General features: G+C 71.4%; 17 protein-coding genes and 1 riboswitch. Of the genes, 11 read left to right on the top strand and 6 right to left on the bottom strand.

What is annotated here, in order from left to right:
* Window positions 1-203 precede the first annotated feature (203 nt).
* Both whiG and IH50_RS0124180 read left to right on the top strand, forming a co-directional pair.
* On the top strand, window positions 204-1046 hold the full coding sequence (whiG, locus tag IH50_RS0124185; RefSeq protein WP_030866092.1) for an RNA polymerase sigma factor WhiG: 843 nt from the start codon (window positions 204-206) through the stop codon (window positions 1044-1046).
* Window positions 1047-1137: 91 nt separating this feature from the next.
* Window positions 1138-1695: a TetR/AcrR family transcriptional regulator gene (locus tag IH50_RS0124180; protein ID WP_030866089.1), complete on the top strand. Its 558-nt coding sequence runs from the start codon at window positions 1138-1140 to the stop codon at window positions 1693-1695.
* Between the two features lie 396 nt (window positions 1696-2091).
* On the opposite strand, the gene IH50_RS0124175 is transcribed toward IH50_RS0124180, so the two are convergent.
* Window positions 2092-2697, bottom strand: coding sequence for a M23 family metallopeptidase (locus IH50_RS0124175; protein WP_030866087.1), 606 nt, complete (start codon window positions 2695-2697; stop codon window positions 2092-2094).
* A 282-nt stretch (window positions 2698-2979) separates the two neighbouring features.
* Here IH50_RS0124175 and rpsB point away from each other — a divergent pair, with 282 nt between their 5' ends.
* From rpsB to IH50_RS0124130, 9 genes are all read left to right on the top strand, one after another.
* On the top strand, window positions 2980-3852 hold the full coding sequence (rpsB, locus tag IH50_RS0124170; protein WP_030866085.1) for a 30S ribosomal protein S2: 873 nt from the start codon (window positions 2980-2982) through the stop codon (window positions 3850-3852).
* Between the two features lie 156 nt (window positions 3853-4008).
* Window positions 4009-4845: a translation elongation factor Ts gene (gene tsf, locus IH50_RS0124165; protein ID WP_030866082.1), complete on the top strand. Its 837-nt coding sequence runs from the start codon at window positions 4009-4011 to the stop codon at window positions 4843-4845.
* 191 nt (window positions 4846-5036) lie between these two features.
* A complete protein-coding gene (pyrH, locus tag IH50_RS0124160; protein WP_030866081.1) occupies window positions 5037-5795 on the top strand; it encodes a UMP kinase in 759 nt (252 codons plus the stop codon).
* Window positions 5796-5916: 121 nt separating this feature from the next.
* On the top strand, window positions 5917-6474 hold the full coding sequence (gene frr / locus IH50_RS0124155; RefSeq protein ID WP_030866079.1) for a ribosome recycling factor: 558 nt from the start codon (window positions 5917-5919) through the stop codon (window positions 6472-6474).
* Entirely contained in the window at window positions 6474-7598 is a 1125-nt protein-coding gene (locus IH50_RS0124150; protein ID WP_078914084.1) for a phosphatidate cytidylyltransferase, read from the top strand. Before frr ends, IH50_RS0124150 begins: the two co-directional genes overlap by 1 nt.
* 158 nt (window positions 7599-7756) lie before the next feature.
* A complete protein-coding gene (gene rlmN, locus IH50_RS0124145) occupies window positions 7757-8869 on the top strand; it encodes a 23S rRNA (adenine(2503)-C(2))-methyltransferase RlmN (protein WP_030866076.1) in 1113 nt (370 codons plus the stop codon).
* Between the two features lie 24 nt (window positions 8870-8893).
* A riboswitch (TPP riboswitch) is annotated at window positions 8894-8999 on the top strand.
* A gap of 81 nt (window positions 9000-9080) precedes the next feature.
* The gene (locus tag IH50_RS0124140) at window positions 9081-10166 is read left to right on the top strand and encodes a thiamine ABC transporter substrate-binding protein (RefSeq protein ID WP_030866072.1); all 1086 of its coding nucleotides are present in this window, start codon (window positions 9081-9083) and stop codon (window positions 10164-10166) included.
* Window positions 10167-10213: 47 nt separating this feature from the next.
* The gene (locus IH50_RS0124135) at window positions 10214-11815 is read left to right on the top strand and encodes an ABC transporter permease (protein ID WP_107062139.1); all 1602 of its coding nucleotides are present in this window, start codon (window positions 10214-10216) and stop codon (window positions 11813-11815) included.
* On the top strand, window positions 11816-12835 hold the full coding sequence (locus IH50_RS0124130) for an ABC transporter ATP-binding protein (protein WP_030866065.1): 1020 nt from the start codon (window positions 11816-11818) through the stop codon (window positions 12833-12835). It abuts the gene before it with no gap.
* 191 nt (window positions 12836-13026) lie between these two features.
* Here IH50_RS0124130 and IH50_RS0124125 read toward each other — a convergent pair whose 3' ends face one another.
* The 5 genes from IH50_RS0124125 to IH50_RS0124105 all read right to left on the bottom strand — a co-directional run bounded on the left by IH50_RS0124125 (window position 13027) and on the right by IH50_RS0124105 (window position 17708).
* Window positions 13027-13713, bottom strand: a complete 687-nt coding sequence (locus IH50_RS0124125) for an LAETG motif-containing sortase-dependent surface protein (protein ID WP_030866062.1) — start codon at window positions 13711-13713, stop codon at window positions 13027-13029.
* A gap of 147 nt (window positions 13714-13860) precedes the next feature.
* Entirely contained in the window at window positions 13861-14982 is a 1122-nt protein-coding gene (locus tag IH50_RS0124120) for an LOG family protein (protein WP_030866059.1), read from the bottom strand.
* Window positions 14983-15121: 139 nt separating this feature from the next.
* Window positions 15122-15529 (bottom strand): VOC family protein, encoded by a 408-nt coding sequence (locus tag IH50_RS0124115; protein WP_030866056.1) that lies wholly within the window; start codon window positions 15527-15529, stop codon window positions 15122-15124.
* Between the two features lie 110 nt (window positions 15530-15639).
* Entirely contained in the window at window positions 15640-16977 is a 1338-nt protein-coding gene (locus IH50_RS0124110; RefSeq protein ID WP_030866053.1) for a hypothetical protein, read from the bottom strand.
* Window positions 16959-17708: an ABC transporter ATP-binding protein gene (locus tag IH50_RS0124105; protein WP_030866051.1), complete on the bottom strand. Its 750-nt coding sequence runs from the start codon at window positions 17706-17708 to the stop codon at window positions 16959-16961. Before IH50_RS0124105 ends, IH50_RS0124110 begins: the two co-directional genes overlap by 19 nt.
* Window positions 17709-17933 lie beyond the last annotated feature (225 nt).

Raw genomic sequence — 17933 nt, 5'->3', positions numbered from 1 at the left:
AGAGCGATGGGTGTGACCCGGTGGAACGGCACCCGGAACGAATCTGCGCACGGTCCCACCTCGCTTCTTCGCACACCGCGACGCCGTAGTCACGCTACGCTCACGAGGATCCGACACGGACAGGCAAGGACAGGCACCCAGACATCGGACAGACAGCGCATCCAGGCAGCACCAGTCCACGGCAGAACGGCACAAGGCGACGAATGCCCCAGCACACCTCCGGGTCCGACCGGGCGGCGATCCCCCCAGCCGCCCGCGACGGTGGCAGCGTGCGGCCGCCCGCTCCCTCGACGCTCGACGAGCTGTGGCGGTCGTACAAGGCGACGGGGGACGAAAGACTGCGTGAGCAGCTGATCCTGCACTACTCGCCGCTGGTGAAGTACGTCGCCGGCCGGGTCAGTGTGGGGCTGCCGCCCAATGTCGAGCAGGCGGATTTCGTCTCCTCCGGGGTCTTCGGGCTGATCGACGCGATCGAGAAGTTCGACGTCGACCGGGAGATCAAGTTCGAGACCTATGCGATCACCCGCATCCGGGGCGCGATGATCGACGAGCTGCGGGCGCTGGACTGGATCCCGCGCTCGGTGCGGCAGAAGGCGCGCAACGTGGAGCGCGCCTACGCCACGCTGGAGGCGCGGCTGCGCCGCACGCCCTCGGAAAGCGAGGTCGCCGGTGAGATGGGCATCACGGTGGCCGATCTGCACACGGTTTTCAGCCAGCTGTCGCTGGCGAACGTCGTCGCCCTGGAGGAGCTGCTGCACGCCGGGGGCGACGGCGGCGATCAGCTCAGCTTCATGGACACCCTGGAGGACACCGCCGCCGACAACCCGGTGGAGGTGGCCGAGGACCGGGAGCTGAGGAGGTTCCTCGCGCGGGCCATCAACACGCTGCCGGAGCGGGAGAAGACCGTGGTCACGCTGTACTACTACGAGGGACTCACCCTCGCCGAGATCGGCAATGTGCTGGGTGTGACCGAGAGCCGGGTCAGCCAGATCCACACCAAGTCCGTGCTGCAGCTGCGCGCGAAACTGGCGGGTTTCGGCCGCTGAGCCCCTCCGGCCCGGAGCGGACCGGTCCTCTGGCCGTCACGGGCGGGGCGTCCGTACAGTGGACGACGTGCCAAGGATTCGAGCGGCCTCCGTGGCCGAGCACCGGTCGATGCAGCGAGCCGCCCTGCTGGACGCGGCACGCTCCCTGCTGTCCGAGGGCGGTACGGAGGCGCTGACCTTCCCGGCCCTCGCCGAGCGCACCGGCCTCGCGCGTTCGTCCGTGTACGAGTACTTCCGCTCGCGGGCCGCCGTGGTCGAGGAGCTGTGTGAGGTCGACTTCCCGGTCTGGGCGGCGGAGGTCGAGGCGGCGATGGCGGCCGTCGGCGGCGCCGAGGCCAAGATCGAGGCGTACGTCCGCAAGCAACTGGAACTGGTCGGGGACCGGCGGCACCGCGCCGTGGTCGCGATCTCCGCGAGCGAACTCGACGCCGGCGCCCGGGAGAAGATCCGCGCGGCCCACGGCGGCCTCATCGCGATGATCGTCGAGGCCCTGGCCGACCTGGACCACGCCGAGCCCCGCCTCGCGGCGATGCTCCTCCAGGGTGTGGTCGACGCGGCCGTACGCCGTATCGAGCTGGGCGCGGCGGAACATCCCGAAGCGATCACGGAGGCGGCCGTCTCGATGGTCCTCGGAGGCGTACGCGGCTGACGCCCCGCCACGGCGGCGTCTCCCCTGGCCCCTCCTCCGGCTCTGCCGCCGGGCCCCTTCCTCCGGCTGCCGCCGAGCACTCTTCCCCGGCTTCCGCCACCCCGGACCGCCATGGACCACGCCTGATCCGGCCCCACGGCCCCGGCGTGACCGCGCCCGTCGGTGGTCGCTCCTCCGGGGCCGTCCGGGGGCGTGATCCGGTTCCTGTGGTCCTGTACCGGCGTGGGTGTCTTCGGTCCGGCCGTGCGGGGGCCGGCCGGTGCCGGCCGGGTCCGGCCCCACGGCTCCGGTGCGGCCGCGCCCGTCGGCAGCCGTTTCTTCGGGGCCGTCCGGCTCCCGCGGCCCCGTACCGGTGCGGGACGCGCCCGGTCCGGTCCTGGCCCGGGTGTGCGCTTCTCAGGCAGGCATCGGCACCCCGAGCACCGGCAGCAGTCTCGACGGACCCCTGCGCAGGAGCCATGGAGGGAGCAGGGTGAGCGGATCCAGGTAGGTGTCGTTCCTCAGCAGGCCCCAGTGGACGCAGGGGGCCGTGCAGTGGGAGCCCGTGGGTTCCACCGCGCCGATCACCTCGCCCGCCGTCACCTCGTCGTCCTCGGCCACCGACGCGCGGACCGGTTCGTAGGTGGTGCGCAACGGGGGATCGCCCGTGCCGGACAGCTCCACCGAGACGACGCCCTTTCCGGCCACCCGGCCCGCGAAGGAGACCCGGCCCGCCGCCACCGCCCGTACCGGTGTCCCCGGTGGAGCCGCCAGGTCCACGCCCCGGTGCCCGCGCCCGTACACCGTCGCCGGCGGCTCCCAGCCGCGCAGCACCCGTGGCCGTACCCCCACCGGCCACGCCCGTCCGACGGCCGGCGTCCCGGCGTCCCCGCCCGCCGGCGCCACCCCTCCCGCCCCCGTCGCCGACAGTCCCGGCGGAGGCGGGGCCAGCAGCGCCGCCAGGGTCAGGACCACCAGAAGGACCAGTCGCGCACACGCCCTCGTGAATGCACTCTTTCGCATGCGGAGGAGCCTTCCGGACATCCGTGATCACCGCCCGGACCCGTGGACCACCGGCCGTTTGTGGACAACGGCGTCACCCGGCACCTCGCGGGTCCCGTACACTTCTGGTGGCGACCCGGGCCACCGGGTCGACTTCGCACGCCCCGACATCAGGACCGGTCACGGCCGGACCCCGGATGTCAGCGCCCCTCGGTCCTTCGTGGCAACGGCGCGTCGCGGGCGTCAGGCGCGGAAGCCGTCCGGCATCCGCGGCACAACCGAGAAATTCAAGGAGATACGGCCATGGCCGTCGTCACGATGCGGGAGCTGCTGGAGAGCGGCGTCCACTTCGGTCACCAGACCCGTCGTTGGAACCCGAAGATGAAGCGCTTCATCTTCACGGAGCGCAACGGCATCTACATCATCGACCTGCTCCAGTCGCTGTCGTACATCGACCGCGCCTACGAGTTCGTCAAGGAGACCGTCGCCCACGGCGGCACGGTCATGTTCGTCGGCACGAAGAAGCAGGCGCAGGAGGCCATCGCCGAGCAGGCCTCCCGCGTCGGCATGCCCTACGTCAACCAGCGCTGGCTGGGCGGCATGCTCACCAACTTCTCGACCGTCTACAAGCGTCTGCAGCGCCTCAAGGAGCTCGAGCAGATCGACTTCGAGGACGTGGCCGCCTCCGGCCTCACCAAGAAGGAGCTGCTGGTCCTCTCCCGCGAGAAGGCCAAGCTGGAGAAGACCCTCGGCGGTATCCGCGAGATGCAGAAGGTGCCCAGCGCCGTCTGGATCGTGGACACCAAGAAGGAGCACATCGCGGTCGGCGAGGCCCGGAAGCTCAACATCCCGGTCGTCGCCATCCTCGACACCAACTGCGACCCCGACGAGGTCGACTACAAGATCCCGGGCAACGACGACGCGATCCGCTCCGTCACCCTGCTCACCCGCGTGATCGCCGACGCCGTCGCCGAGGGCCTGATGTCCCGCTCCGGTGTCGCCGAGGCCGGCAAGGGCGAGAAGGCCGCCGGTGAGCCGCTGGCCGAGTGGGAGCGCGACCTGCTCGCGGGCGAGAAGAAGGCCGAGGAGGCCGCTCCGGCCGCCGCCGAGGCCGAGCAGCCGGCTGAGGCCCCCGCCGCCGAGGCCGCCCCGGCCGCCGAGGCCGAGCAGGCCTGACCGCCCCGTCAGAGCCGATGACGGCGGGAGCGGTGACAAGTGATCCGCTCCCGCCGTTCACCCGTGGATCGGCGGCGCGTCACGTACCTGCCCTCAAGTAGGTCCTGATCCCGCGGATCTCCGAACCTCCAGACTTCGAGAAAGACTCACAGACTCATGGCGAACTACACCGCCGCCGACGTCAAGAAGCTCCGGGAGCTCACCGGCGCCGGCATGATGGACTGCAAGAAGGCGCTGGACGAGGCCGAGGGCAACGTCGAGAAGGCCGTCGAGGCGCTCCGCATCAAGGGCCAGAAGGGCGTCGCCAAGCGCGAGGGCCGCTCCGCCGAGAACGGCGCCGTGGTCTCGATCATCGCCGACGACAACTCCTCCGGTGTCCTCGTCGAGCTGAAGTGCGAGACGGACTTCGTCGCCAAGGGCGAGAAGTTCCAGGCCGTGGCCAACGCCATCGCCGAGCACGTCGCCAAGACCTCCCCGGCCGACATCGACGCCCTGCTCGCCTCCGAGATCGAGGCCGGCAAGACCGTCCAGGCGTTCGTGGACGAGGCCAACGCCAACCTCGGCGAGAAGATCGTCCTGGACCGCTTCGCGCAGTTCGGCGACGGCTACGTGACGGCGTACATGCACCGCACGATGCCCGACCTGCCCCCGCAGATCGGTGTCCTCGTCGAGCTCGACAAGCCGAACGCCGAGATCGCCAAGGGCGTCGCCCAGCACATCGCCGCCTTCGCGCCGAAGTACCTCTCCAAGGAGGACGTGCCGGCCGAGGTCGTCGAGTCCGAGCGCCGCGTCGCCGAGGAGACCACCCGCGCCGAGGGCAAGCCCGAGGCCGCCCTGCCGAAGATCGTCGAGGGTCGCCTCAACGGCTTCTTCAAGGACGCCACGCTGCTCGGCCAGCCCTACGCGCTGGACAACAAGAAGTCCGTCCAGAAGGTCCTGGACGAGGCCGGTGTCACCCTGAAGCGCTTCACGCGCATCAAGGTCGGCATCTGAGTCCGCACCGCGACGGGCGCGCGACCCCGATAGGGTCGACAGCAGTCGTTCGGACACGCGTCCACGCGACGGCGCGTGCCGGACGACAGCAGATCTGACGAGGAGGCCATTGCCGCATGGGATGAGAACCACACCCCACCGGCAATGGCCTTCTTCGTATGTGCAACACGTGAAAGAGGCGGGAACCGACGATGACCACCAAGGCTGAGAAGAGCGACGACGGCAAAGTGAGCGGCCGGTTTCTGCTGAAGCTGTCCGGAGAGGCCTTCTCCGGTGGCGGGGGGCTGGGCGTCGACCCCGACGTGGTGCACGCCATCGCGCGTGAGATCGCGGCCGTCGTGCGGGACGGCGCACAGATCGCGATCGTCATCGGCGGCGGCAACTTCTTCCGCGGCGCCGAACTCCAGGTGCGCGGCATGGACCGCGCCCGCTCCGACTACATGGGCATGCTCGGCACCGTGATGAACTGCCTCGCCCTCCAGGACTTCCTGGAGAAGGAGGGCGTCGACTGCCGCGTGCAGACCGCCATCACCATGGGGCAGGTCGCCGAGCCCTACATTCCGCTGCGCGCCGTACGGCACCTGGAGAAGGGCCGTGTGGTCATCTTCGGCGCCGGAATGGGCATGCCGTACTTCTCCACCGACACCACCGCCGCCCAGCGCGCCCTGGAGATCGACGCCGAGGCGCTGCTCATGGGCAAGAACGGTGTGGACGGCGTCTACGACTCCGACCCGAAGACCAACCCGGACGCCGTGAAGTTCGACGCGCTCGGCTACGGCGAGGTCATCACCCGGGACCTGAAGGTCGCCGACGCCACGGCCGTCACGCTCTGCCGTGACAACAGCCTCCCGATCGTCGTCTTCGAACTCCTGAAGGAGGGCAATATCGCCCGCGCCGTCAAGGGTGAGAAGATCGGCACGCTGGTGGGCGACCAAGCCGGCCGCAACTGACCGGGGGATGGACAATGTCCTGCCGGTCGGGAACCGTGCAGGAAGAAGACGCGACGCAGCCGGCCGCAACCCCTGACCAGGAACCGCGGCCGGGCCTACTCAAGACACGCAGGAGCAAGTGGTGATCGAAGAGACCCTCCTCGAGGCCGAGGAGAAGATGGAGAAGGCCGTCGTGGTCGCCAAGGAGGACTTCGCCGCGATCCGCACCGGCCGTGCGCACCCGGCGATGTTCAACAAGATCGTGGCCGACTACTACGGCGCGCTGACGCCGATCAACCAGCTGGCCTCGTTCTCCGTGCCCGAGCCGCGCATGGCCGTGGTGACCCCGTTCGACAAGAGCGCCCTGCGCAACATCGAGCAGGCGATCCGCGACTCCGACCTGGGCGTCAACCCGAGCAACGACGGCAACATCATCCGGGTGACGTTCCCCGAGCTCACCGAGGAACGCCGCCGTGACTACATCAAGGTCGCCAAGACCAAGGGCGAGGACGCGAAGGTCTCCATCCGTTCCGTCCGCCGCAAGGCCAAGGACGCCATCGACAAGATGGTCAAGGACGGCGAGGTCGGCGAGGACGAGGGCCGCCGTGCGGAGAAGGAGCTCGACGACACCACCGCGAAGTACGTCGCCCAGGTGGACGAGCTCCTGAAGCACAAGGAAGCGGAGCTGCTCGAGGTCTGATGAACGACTCTTCCTGGGGGACGCCGCAGACCGGGTACTGGGGACCGTCCGACCACGGGCCCGGCCAGGGGGCTGCCCCGGCGGGTCCCGCGTACGATGCGCACTACGCGCAGCACACTCGCCCCATGCCCGTCGTGCCCGACGTACCCGAACACGGCGGAGACCAGGATGTGGAACGGGGGGCCGCTCGGCTGGGCGGCCCCCCGTTCCGAGACGAACCGACGCGGGCCCGACCCCTTCCCGGGGAGGTGCCGCAGAATCCGGAGCCCATGCCCGACGCCCCGCAGCCGGCACCCGCACCGCAGAAGAAGAGCGCGGGGCGCGATCTCGGTGCCGCGATAGGCGTCGGCGTCGGACTCGGCGTGGTGATCGTCGCGTCGCTGTTCGTCGTCAAGGCCGTCTTCGTCGGCGTGGTCGCTGTCGCCGTGGTGGTGGGCCTGTGGGAGCTGACGTCGCGGCTGCGGGAGCGCAAGGGCATCAAGGCGCCCTTGGTGCCGCTCGCACTGGGCGGTGCGGCCATGGTCGTCGCCGGGTACGCCCGGGGGGCCGAGGGCGCGTGGGTCGCCATGGCGCTCACCGCGCTGGCGGTGCTGGTCTGGCGTATGACGGCGCCGCCCGAGGGCTACCTCAAGGACGTCACGGCGGGTGTCTTCGCGACGTTCTACGTGCCGTTCCTGGCGACCTTCGTCACGATGATGCTCACCGCCGACGACGGCCCGTGGCGCGTCCTGACCTTCCTGCTGCTGACGGTCGTCAGCGACACCGGCGCGTACGCGGTCGGCTGGCGCTTCGGGAAGACGAAGCTCGCCCCGCGCATCAGTCCCGGCAAGACCCGCGAGGGCCTGCTGGGCGCGGTGGCCTTCGCGATGGCCGTCGGCGCGCTGTGCATGCAGTACCTGATCGACGACGGCGTGTGGTGGCAGGGCCTGCTGCTCGGCCTCGCGGTCGCGGCCAGCGCCACCCTGGGCGACCTGGGCGAGTCCATGATCAAGCGCGACCTGGGCATCAAGGACATGGGCACCCTGCTCCCCGGTCACGGCGGCATCATGGACCGCCTCGACTCCCTGCTGCCCACGGCACCGGTGGTGTGGCTGCTGCTGGTGATCTTCGTCGGATCGGGTTGACGGCGAACAGGTACTCTGGAAGGGCTCGCGGTGTACTGCGGGCCCTTTCGTACGTCCCCGCCCCGCGCGGGTCGTCTCCCGGCCCAGGCACAGAGGTGCCGCCGTCCCCGCCTGTGCGGAGTCGCCAGGCCCCCATCGTCCTGAGGAGTTGCCCGACCGTGGCCCGTCCCGTTCCCGGTGAGCTCACCTTCGTCGCCCCCCGCGGAGCCAAGAAGCCGCCGCGGCATCTCGCCGATCTCACGCCCGCCGAGCGGAAGGAGGCGGTCGTCGCGGCCGGTGAGAAGGCGTTCCGCGCCAAGCAGCTCTCGCAGCACTACTTCGCGCGGTACGCGCACGACCCGGAGCAGTGGACCGACATCCCCGCCGGTTCGCGCGGCAAGCTGCGGGAAGCGCTGCTTCCGGAGCTGATGACGGTCGTACGGCACCTGTCGACCGACCAGGGCACCACCCGCAAGACGCTGTGGAAGCTGTTCGACGGGACGCTCGTCGAGTCCGTGCTGATGCGCTACCCGGACCGGGTGACCATGTGCATCAGCTCCCAGGCGGGCTGCGGCATGAACTGCCCGTTCTGCGCGACCGGGCAGGCCGGCCTCGACCGGAACCTGTCCACCGCCGAGATCGTGCACCAGATCGTGGACGGGATGCGGGCGCTCAGGGACGGCGAGGTGCCCGGCGGCCCGGCGCGGCTGAGCAACATCGTGTTCATGGGCATGGGCGAGCCGCTCGCCAACTACAACCGGGTCGTCGGGGCCATCCGCCGCCTCACCGACCCCGAGCCGGACGGCCTCGGGCTGTCACAGCGCGGGATCACCGTGTCCACCGTCGGTCTCGTCCCGGCGATCCACCGGTTCACCGGCGAGGGCTTCAAGTGCCGGCTCGCCATCTCGCTGCACGCCCCCGACGACGAACTGCGCGACACCCTCGTCCCCGTGAACACGCGGTGGAAGGTGCGCGAGGTCCTCGACGCCGGGTTCGAGTACGCGGCCACGTCGGGCCGGCGGCTGTCCATCGAGTACGCCCTCATCCGGGACATCAACGACCAGGCCTGGCGCGGTGACCGGCTCGGCCGGATGCTCAAGGGCCGCCCCGTGCACGTCAACCTCATCCCGCTCAACCCCACCCCCGGCTCCAAGTGGACCGCCTCCCGTCCCGAGGACGAGAAGGCGTTCGTGGAGGCGATCGCCGCGCACGGTGTACCGGTGACGATCCGGGACACCCGTGGGCAGGAGATCGACGGGGCGTGTGGTCAGCTCGCCGCGAGCGAACGGTAATGTGACCCGAGTAAGAACATCTGCATATTCCGACAGGGGAGCGCCACAGCGCTGAGAGTGCGGCACCGGCCGCAGACCCTCCGAACCTGGCCCAGGTCATTCTGGGTAGGGAGATCGGTCATCACTCGAGCTGTTGCGCCCTGCCCGGGACCCCTGCCCAGGGGTCCCGGGCAGGGCCGCGTCTCTTCCTGGTCACTCCAGGAGGAATCAAGTGGGCATCACCAAGAAGGTCACGGTCCTGGCCGTCGGGCTGGGGCTGGTCACGCTGTCCGCGTGCGGGTCGTCCGACGGCGACGACGCGAGCGGCGGGGGCGGGTCCAGGACCGTGACCCTCGTCAGCCACAACTCGTGGGCCGTGTCGAAGGACGTCGTCGCCGCCTTCGAGAAGCAGTCCGGATACAAGCTCGAGGTCCTCGAGGACGGCGACGCCGGGCAGGCCGTGAACAAGGCGATCCTGACCAAGGACAACCCCCAGGGCGACGTCCTCTTCGGCGTCGACAACACCCTGCTCTCCCGAGCCCTCGACAACGGGCTGTTCCAGCCGTACGAGGCGAAGGGATCCGACCTGGTCCTCGACGCGTACCGCGTGGACCAGGACAAGCACCGGGTCACCCCCGTCGACACCGGCGACGTCTGCGTCAACTACGACAAGGCGTGGTTCGCCGAGCACGACCTGACCCCGCCCAAGAGCCTCGACGACCTGGCCAAGCCTGCCTACGAGGACCTCCTCGTCGTCGAGAACGCCGCCACCTCCTCGCCCGGCCTCGGCTTCCTGCTCGGAACGGCCGCCGAGTACGGGGACGAGGGCTGGCCGGACTACTGGAAGAAGCTCAAGGCCAACGGTGTGAAGGTGGTCGACGGCTGGGAGCAGGCCTACAACGAGGAATTCTCCGGCTCGGCCGGCGGCAAGAAGGCCAAGGCCGACCGGCCGCTGGTGGTGTCCTACGCCTCCTCGCCGCCCGCCGAGGTCGTCTACGCCGACCCGAAGCCGAAGACCGCGCCCACCGGCGTCGCCGAGGGCACCTGCTTCCGCCAGGTCGAGTACGCGGGGCTGCTGAGCAACGCGAGGAACCCCGAGGGCGGAAAGGCCCTGCTCGACTTCCTGGTCGGCAAGCAGTTCCAGGAGGACATGCCGCTCAACATGTTCGTGTACCCGGTGCTGGAGGGTGCCGAGGTGCCCGAGGAGTTCACGGAGTTCGGGCCGCAGGCCGAGGATCCGGAGACCATGGACCCGGCGAAGATCGCCGAGAACCGTGACCAGTGGGTCAAGTCGTGGACCTCGCTCGTACTGAAGTGACGCGGAGCGCGGCGCGCCGGCGCGGGAGCGCGGCGCGGCTCGGCCTGATGGCCGCGCCCGTCGCGTTCTTCGCCGTCTTCTTCGCCTATCCCGTCACCGCGATCGTCGCGCGCGGACTGAAGACCGACGGGACCTGGCACCTCGGGCGGATCGGGGACGTACTGGCGCAGTCCGACGTCCGTCAGGTCCTGTGGTTCACCACCTGGCAGGCCCTCGTCTCCACCGCCCTCACCCTGCTGATCGCCCTGCCCGGCGCGTACGTCCTCGCCCGCTTCGACTTCCCCGGCAGGCAGGTGCTGCGGGCCGTGGTCACCGTGCCGTTCGTGCTGCCGACGGTCGTCGTCGGTACGGCGTTCATGGCGCTCGTCGGACGCGGCGGACTCCTCGACGAGCTGTGGGGCGTGCGGCTGGACACCACCGTGTGGGCGATCCTGCTCGCGCACGTCTTCTTCAACTACGCCGTCGTCGTACGCATCGTGGGCGGGCTCTGGTCCCAGCTCGACCCGCGGCAGGAGGAGGCCGCGCGGATGCTCGGCGCCTCCCGGTTCGCGGCCTGGCGGACCGTCACCCTGCCCGCGCTCGCGCCCGCCGTGGCCGCGGCGGCGCTGATGGTCTTCCTGTTCACCTTCACCTCCTTCGGCGTGGTGCAGATCCTCGGCGGACCCACCTTCTCCACCCTCGAAGTGGAGATCTACCGGCAGACCTCGGAGATCTTCGACCTGTCCACGGCCGCCGTCCTGACGATGATCCAGTTCGTCGCCGTGGGGGCGATCCTCGCCCTGCACGCCTGGACCGTACGGCGCCGGGAGACCGCGCTGCGGCTGGTGGACGCCTCGGTGACCGCGCGCCGGCCGCGCGGCGCCGGACAGTGGGCGCTGCTCGGCACGGTCGTCGCCACCGTCGCCGTCCTGCTCCTGCTGCCGCTCGCGGTGCTGGTGGAACGGTCCTTCGGTGCCGCCGGTCTCGGCTACTACCGGGAGCTGACCCGGGACGACGGAGGAGTGTTCCTGGCCGCGCCGATCGAGGCGGTCGGCAACTCGCTCCAGTACGCCGTCGCCGCCACCGCCATCGCCGTGGTGATCGGCGGTCTCGCCGCCGCGGCACTGACCCGGCGGGACGCGGGACGGCTGGTGCGCGGCTTCGACGCGCTGCTGATGCTGCCGCTCGGGGTGTCCGCGGTGACCGTCGGCTTCGGTTTCCTCATCGCCCTCGACGAGCCGCCCCTGGACCTGCGCGCCTCCTGGATCCTGGTCCCGCTCGCCCAGGCGCTGGTCGGCGTCCCCTTCGTCGTACGGACCATGCTGCCGGTGCTGCGGGCCGTGGACGTACGGCTGCGGGAGGCGGCGGCGGTGCTCGGGGCGTCGCCGTGGCGGGCGTGGCGGGAGGTGGACCTGCCGCTGGTGCGGCGGGCGCTGCTGATCGCGGCCGGGTTCGCGTTCGCGGTGTCGCTGGGCGAGTTCGGGGCGACGGTGTTCATCGCGCGGCCGGAGAATCCGACGCTGCCGGTCGCCGTGGCACGGCTGCTGGGGCGGCCCGGGGACCTCAACTACGGCCAGGCGATGGCCCTGTCGACGATTCTGATGACCGTGTGCGCGGTGGCGCTGCTCGTCCTTGAGCGGCTGCGGACCGACCGGACCGGGGAGTTCTAGATGCTGCTGAGTCTTCAGGCCGCGACCGTCCGCTTCGGGGGACGGCCGGTGCTGGACGCCGTCGACCTGGGGGTCGCGGAACACGAGATCGTGTGCGTGCTCGGCCCCAGCGGCAGCGGCAAGTCCACGCTGCTGCGGACGGTGGCCGGACTGCAGCCCCTCGACTCCGGGCGGGTGTCGCTCGACGGACGCGACCAGTCGGGCGTGCCCGCGCACAGGCGCGGCGTCGGGCTGATGTTCCAGGACCACCAGCTCTTCCCGCAGCGGGACGTGGGCGGCAACGTCGCCTTCGGCCTGCGTATGCACGGCGCGTCGCGGAGCGAACAGGCGCACCGCGTAAGGGAGTTGCTGGACCTTGTAGGGCTGCCGGACGCGGCCGGACGCGCCGTCGCCGCGCTGTCCGGCGGCGAGCAGCAGCGCGTCGCGCTCGCCCGCGCCCTCGCGCCCCGCCCCCGGCTGCTGATGCTCGACGAGCCGCTCGGGCAGCTCGACCGGTCGCTCAGGGAGCGTCTCGTCGTCGAGCTGCGCGAACTGTTCGGCCGGCTGGGCACCACGGTGCTCGCCGTGACGCACGACCAGGGTGAGGCGTTCGCGCTGGCCGACCGGGTGGTGGTGATGCGGGACGGACGGATCGCCCAGTCCGGTACGCCCCTCGAGGTGTGGCGGCGTCCGGCCGACGCGTTCGTGGCCCGCTTCCTCGGCTTCGAGAACGTCGTCGAGGCGACGGTGGGCGACGCTGTCGCGGTGACCCCCTGGGGCAAGCTCCCCGTCCCCGAAGGTGCCCCGCAGGGCGCGCGGACGCTGCTCGTCCGCCCCGCCGGTGTCCGCCTGGTCCCGGCCGGTGAGGGCCTGCGCTGCACGGTGGTCGCACGCACCTTCCGCGGCACGCACGTCGCCGTCCACCTCCAGCCCGAGGACGCGCCCCGCCTGGAGGCGGCCTGCGCGCTCAGGACCGCGCCGGAGGTCGGGGACGAGGTCGGGGTGGAGTTCGACGCGGCGGAGACCGCCGTGCTGGGGTGAGCGCGGCCGCCTGGGGCGTGCGGCATGACACCACGCACGCATGACCGTTCCCGCGAGAAGATCGCGCACCGGGTGGGGCGGTCCCGCCGCGCCGGACGCCGGGCCGGAGCGGGCGGCGTCCGGCGCGGCGGCCGGTGACGGAAGCGGCCCGCCCCCGGGAGGGGACGGGCCGCCACTGTGTGCGTGAGGCGTCAGCGCTGGCTGCTCGCCCCGCGGCGGCGCATGCCGAAGAAGACCGCGCCACCGCCGGCCACGACCAGGGCGGCCGCGACGCCGGCGATCAGGCCGGTGTTGGAGTTGGCACCGGTCTCGGCGAGGTTCGACTCACCGGCGGGGGAGGGCGCGTTGCTCGAGGTGTCCGCCGGAGCGGCGCTCTCGCTCTCCGACTCCGAAGGAGTCGGCTTCGGCGCCTCCTCGGCCGGGGTGGAGGAGGACTCCGACGGGGTCGGCTTCGGCGCCTCCTCGGCCGGGGGCTCCTCCTCCGTCTTGCAGGCCGTCGCCGGGGTGACCAGGTTCGGCTTGATGTCCTCGTCGACGTAGGGCTTCGCGTCGACGTGGATGCGGTACTCGGCGTTCGGCTTCCAGTCCTCCTCGAAGGTGATGGTGGTGCCCTCACGGGTGCCCTTGACCACCTGCTCGCCGACCTGCTTGTCCTGCAGGAACACGGTGATGGTGGCGGGAACGCCGGCCGGGTCCTTGTCGGTGACGGTGATGACGCCCTTGTCACCGACGCACTTGGCCTCGGCCGAGAACTCGCTGATGTTGCAGGCCGCCGCGCTGCCGGCGACACCGATCGCGAGGGCGGCGGACGCGGAGACGACACCGAGGGCGCGCACGGAGCGCGCGACGGTACGGCGGGATACGGACAGAACTGCCACGTTTGTCCTTACGAGAGAGCGTAAATGAGGGGGGTGAAGGGAGCGTTGACGGAGCATCAGCACTCCCATGTGGCTCTCAGGTCTATAAGCGCCGCATAAGTAGTGTCAACGCATATGCCTACAGCGGGACCGGGCTTTGCCTTTTTATTAACCGCCCAGACGTTTCAGGGCCTCCGGGGCCTCCTCGATCCGGTCGACCAGGGCGATCCGGGTCTCCATCGAGCGCTCCCGGGCGAGCGACCGCAGCAGCGGCCAGGCAGGCAGTCTCTCCGTCCAGTGCGCCCGGTTCACCAGCACCATGGGCGTGGGCTCACCGCGCGACCCGTAGTAGTTCGGCGTCGCGTTGTCGAAGATCTCCTGTACGGTGCCGGCGGCGCCCGGCAGGAACACCACGCCCGCGTCGCAGCGGGCCAGCAGTCCGTCCTCACGGGTGGCGTTGGCGAAGTACTTCGCGATGTGCGAGGCGAAGGCGTTCGGCGGCTCGTGGCCGTAGAACCAGGTGGGGATGCCGATCGAGTGGTTGCCCTTCGGCCAGCGGGTGCGCACCTCGAAGGCGGCACGCGCCCAGTCGGTGATCGACGGCGTGAACGAGGGCGCACGGGCGAGGAGTTCGCAGGCCTCGTCCAGCATGACGTCGTCGTACGGGGCCGCGTAGGCACCGAGGTTCGCCGCCTCCATCGCGCCCGGACCGCCGCCCGTCGCCACCGTGAAACCGGCGTGGGTCAGCGCCCGTCCGAGCCGGGCGGCACCCCGGAACTCCTCGGTGCCGCGGGCCATCGCGTGACCGCCCATCACGCCCACGACCCGCGCCCCGCGCAGGAGTTCGTCCAGGGCGTCGGACATGGAGTCGTCGTGGACCGCGCGCAGCATGGAGGCGAAGATGTCGCCGTCCGCCTTGGTCCGCTGGAACCAGGCGTAGGCCAGCGCGTCCGGGGTCGCCTCGTAGCCCTTGTCGAGCGAGGCGAACAGGTCACCGGGCGTGTAGAGATGCCCCCGGTACGGGTCGAAGGGCAGGCCCGGGACGGGCGGGAGCACCAGGGCGCCGTCGGCGCGGAGCTTCTCCGCCGCGTCGGGGCGCATCGGACAGCCGAGGAAGACGGCCCCGGCGGTGTCGTGGGTGAGCAACTCCCGTGTCCGGTCGGTCAGATCGACGGACTGGACACGGAATCCGGAGAGCGTGCCGCGGGACGAGACGATCGCGTCGAACTCCTCGAGCGTCTCTATCTCGCGGTCCCCGTGATGGACGGCATGGGCGGGACTCGTCTGCACCCGCCCATGCTAGGGGGTGTCGTCCAGGGCCCGGGTCGGCCGCCGACGACAGCGCCGCCCGGGGCCCTTCGGGAGGGTGCTGCCGGGGCCCGCGCCCCCGGCGGGACCCGAACGGCGCCTCCTGGAGCCCGCGGGGGCGTCAGCCCTGCACCGCGGCCGGGTCCATCCAGATGACCTCCCAGGTGTGGCCGTCGAGGTCGTCGAAGGCGCGGCCGTACATGAAGCCGTGGTCCTGGGTCTCGCCGGTGACCGAACCGCCCGCCGCGACGGCCTTCTCCACCAGCTCGTCGACCTTCTCCCGGCTCTCCGCGCTCAGCCCCAGCAGCACCTCGCTGCTCTTCGTGGCGTCCACGATCTCCTTCTTGGTGAACCCCGCGTACTTCTGCTTGGTCAGCAGCATCGCGATGATCGTGTCGCTGATCACGACCGACGCGGCGGTCTCGTCGCTGAACTGCGGGTTGATCGAGTAGCCGAGCTCCGTGAAGAACTTCTTCGAGGCGTCGAGGTCGTCGACGGCCAGGTTCACGAAGATCATCTGCTGGTACATGGCGGGGCCTTTCCCGTTCGGTTCCGTAGCGTTCGTGGGGGTAGACCGGGGGCCCGCGCGGAACTCATCGGCCCGCGAAGATTTTTTCGAACCGTTTTTCCGACGGGGCGTCAGCGGGCCAGCGGCCACGCCGACAGCTCGGCCACGACCAGGGTCAACGGCCCGAACAGGGCCAGCAGCACACCCGCGCGGAGCGCGGCGGCCCGGCGCAGCGTCCCCGTGGCCGCCCCGAGGCGCCGCAGCGCGGCGGTGGTGCCGGCGCGGGCCTGCCTGGCCTCGACGGCGGCCGTCAGCAGTGTCGCCGTCGTACAGCCGGCCACCACCAGCACCCCGAGCATGACGAGCGGGCCGGCGGGGGCGTCCTCGCGGTCGTGCAGCGAGGCCATGGCGTACGCGGCCGACAGCACCGCGCAGACCACGCCCAGGGGGCGTCCGACGCGGGTGGCCTCGGTCATGAGGACCCGTCCGGCCAGCAGCCGCAGCGCGCCGGGCCGCGCCGTCTGCAGCAGCCTGCCGCACAGATGGGTGAGGCCGGGACCGGCCAGGGCGAGACCGACGGCGGTCAGGGCCAGACCGAGCAGCGCGGAGGGCCGGTCACCCGGCGCGCCCCCGCCGCCCGTACGGCTCGCGAGGGCCTCCACGGCCAGGCCCACCGCCAGCACCGCGATGCCCCACGGCAGTCCGGACGGCGGGGTGAACGGCACGGTGGTCCCGGCGTCGGCGGGCTCGGTGCCGCCAGTCGTCCCGGCAGCCGTCCCGGGGGCCTCCTCCGCCGTGTCCTCCCGCTCCGGTGCCGCCGCGGCCGTACGCCGGCCGCGGGCCGCCGCCCCCAGGTGCTTGCCGAACCGTCCGTACGCCCCGAACGACTCGCGTACCGCCGTGCGCCGGTACGCGCCGAACCTGCCGTACGTCCGCCCCGCGCGGGCCGCGCCCGCCGCCGGCTCGCGCGGCCGCAGTGCCACCGCCACGGCCGCCGACGCGCTCAGCGGCACGAGTGCCAGCAGGGTCAGGGCGGCCGGCAGCGGAAGCGGCCGGCCGGTGGCGAGGTAGTCCGCCGTGGCGCCGTCGGAGGGCAGGGCGGTGAGGTCGCCGCGCAGGTGGAGGAAGACCAGCAGGGCCAGCAGTGAGCCCAGCGCGCAGGACAGCGCCGTGGTGGCCGCAGAGACCGCCATCAGCCGGACGGGTCCGAGACCGATCGCCGACAGGCCGGGCCGGGGCCGGGTGCCCGGATCGGTGCGGGCGACCGCGATCGCGAAGTACACCGTGGCCGCCAGCGGGACCGCGCACCAGGCGAGCCGGAGCGCCGAGGAGGCCGGGTCGGAGTGGCCCAGCGCGTGGCCGAGGGTGCTGAGCAGCAGGAAGCCCGTGCCCGCGGACGCGGCCGTGACCAGGAGCCGCCGCACCTGGACGGCGGTGTGGGCGCTTCGGGTCAGACGGAGAGCGAGCACGCCGCCCGGCCTTCCGTCTCGGCCGCTCCGGCGACCGGAGGCAGATGTACGGTGCGCACCCGCCGCCCGTCGAGCAGCGACACGGTGCGGTCGGCGAGGGCCGCGGTCTGCGGGTCCTGGGTCGCGAGGACCACGGTGATGCCGTGCGAGCGGGCGGCGGTGGTGAGCGTGCGCAGTACATGGCCGCGGTCGACGCGGTACAGCGGGGCGGTCGGCTCGTCGGCGAACAGCACCGCGGGCGCCGGGGCGAGGGCGCGGGCGATGCACACCCGCTGCCGCTCCGCCTGCGTCAGCTCCCCGGGGTGCCTGCGGGCCTTGTCGCCGATGTCGAGGCGCTCCAGCCACTCCAGGGCCGCCGTCCTGGCGCGGCGCCGGTCGGTGCCGCGCAGCATCAGCGGCAGGGCGGTGTTCTCCCGGACGTTCAGCTCGGGCACCAGCACCGGTTCCGGGTCGATCCAGCCGAAGTGGTCCCGGCGCAGCCGCTCGCGGGCGACGGGGCTCATGGTGTGCACGGGCACGCTGTTGAACCAGACCTCGCCGCTCTTCGCGGGCAGCAGGCCGGACAGACAGCGCAGCAGGGTCGTCTTCCCGCTGCCGCGCGGGCCGCCGACGGCGAGGATCTCGCCCTCCCGGACGCCGAGCGAGACCCCGCTCAGTCCGGGTGAGCCGTCGTCGTACCGGTGGTGCAGGGCTCGCGCCCAGAGCACGTCGTTGTCCGGTGGGGCCACCATGGGCGTACACCTCGGTTCAGATCAGAAAGTGCCGTGCTGTGTCCCCCGTATGGGGGAACGAGAGCGCAGGCCGCCGGTCACGGTCTCGGTTCCACGTATCGTTGTGCGTTGTGGACAGCGCGTCGCGAGAACCAAGCACGTGCTGCCTCCTTGGCGTTGCTGCCGTCCGGGCTGGGCTCAACCCGGCTGGTGTCGATCGCGTGAGACTCCGTTGTTCGCTGAACA

It is taken from the genome of Streptomyces sp. NRRL S-37 (genome assembly GCF_000721605.1).
Lineage (GTDB): Bacteria > Actinomycetota > Actinomycetes > Streptomycetales > Streptomycetaceae > Streptomyces.
The sequence above is the reverse complement of the archived record's forward strand: the minus strand, read 5'-3'. Positions and strand labels throughout refer to the sequence as shown.

Excerpts from the sequence above, each read along its gene's own strand:
- whiG (WP_030866092.1), top strand. The coding sequence starts at position 204 with ATGCCCCAGCACACCTCCGGGTCCGACCGGGCGGCGATCCCCCCAGCC.
- IH50_RS0124175 (WP_030866087.1), bottom strand. The coding sequence starts at position 2,697 with ATGCGAAAGAGTGCATTCACGAGGGCGTGTGCGCGACTGGTCCTTCTG.
- rpsB (WP_030866085.1), top strand. The coding sequence starts at position 2,980 with ATGGCCGTCGTCACGATGCGGGAGCTGCTGGAGAGCGGCGTCCACTTC.
- tsf (WP_030866082.1), top strand. The coding sequence starts at position 4,009 with ATGGCGAACTACACCGCCGCCGACGTCAAGAAGCTCCGGGAGCTCACC.
- pyrH (WP_030866081.1), top strand. The coding sequence starts at position 5,037 with ATGACCACCAAGGCTGAGAAGAGCGACGACGGCAAAGTGAGCGGCCGG.
- IH50_RS0124150 (WP_078914084.1), top strand. The coding sequence starts at position 6,474 with ATGAACGACTCTTCCTGGGGGACGCCGCAGACCGGGTACTGGGGACCG.
- IH50_RS0124135 (WP_107062139.1), top strand. The coding sequence starts at position 10,214 with ATGGCCGCGCCCGTCGCGTTCTTCGCCGTCTTCTTCGCCTATCCCGTC.
- IH50_RS0124130 (WP_030866065.1), top strand. The coding sequence starts at position 11,816 with ATGCTGCTGAGTCTTCAGGCCGCGACCGTCCGCTTCGGGGGACGGCCG.
- IH50_RS0124115 (WP_030866056.1), bottom strand. The coding sequence starts at position 15,529 with ATGTACCAGCAGATGATCTTCGTGAACCTGGCCGTCGACGACCTCGAC.
- IH50_RS0124105 (WP_030866051.1), bottom strand. The coding sequence starts at position 17,708 with ATGGTGGCCCCACCGGACAACGACGTGCTCTGGGCGCGAGCCCTGCAC.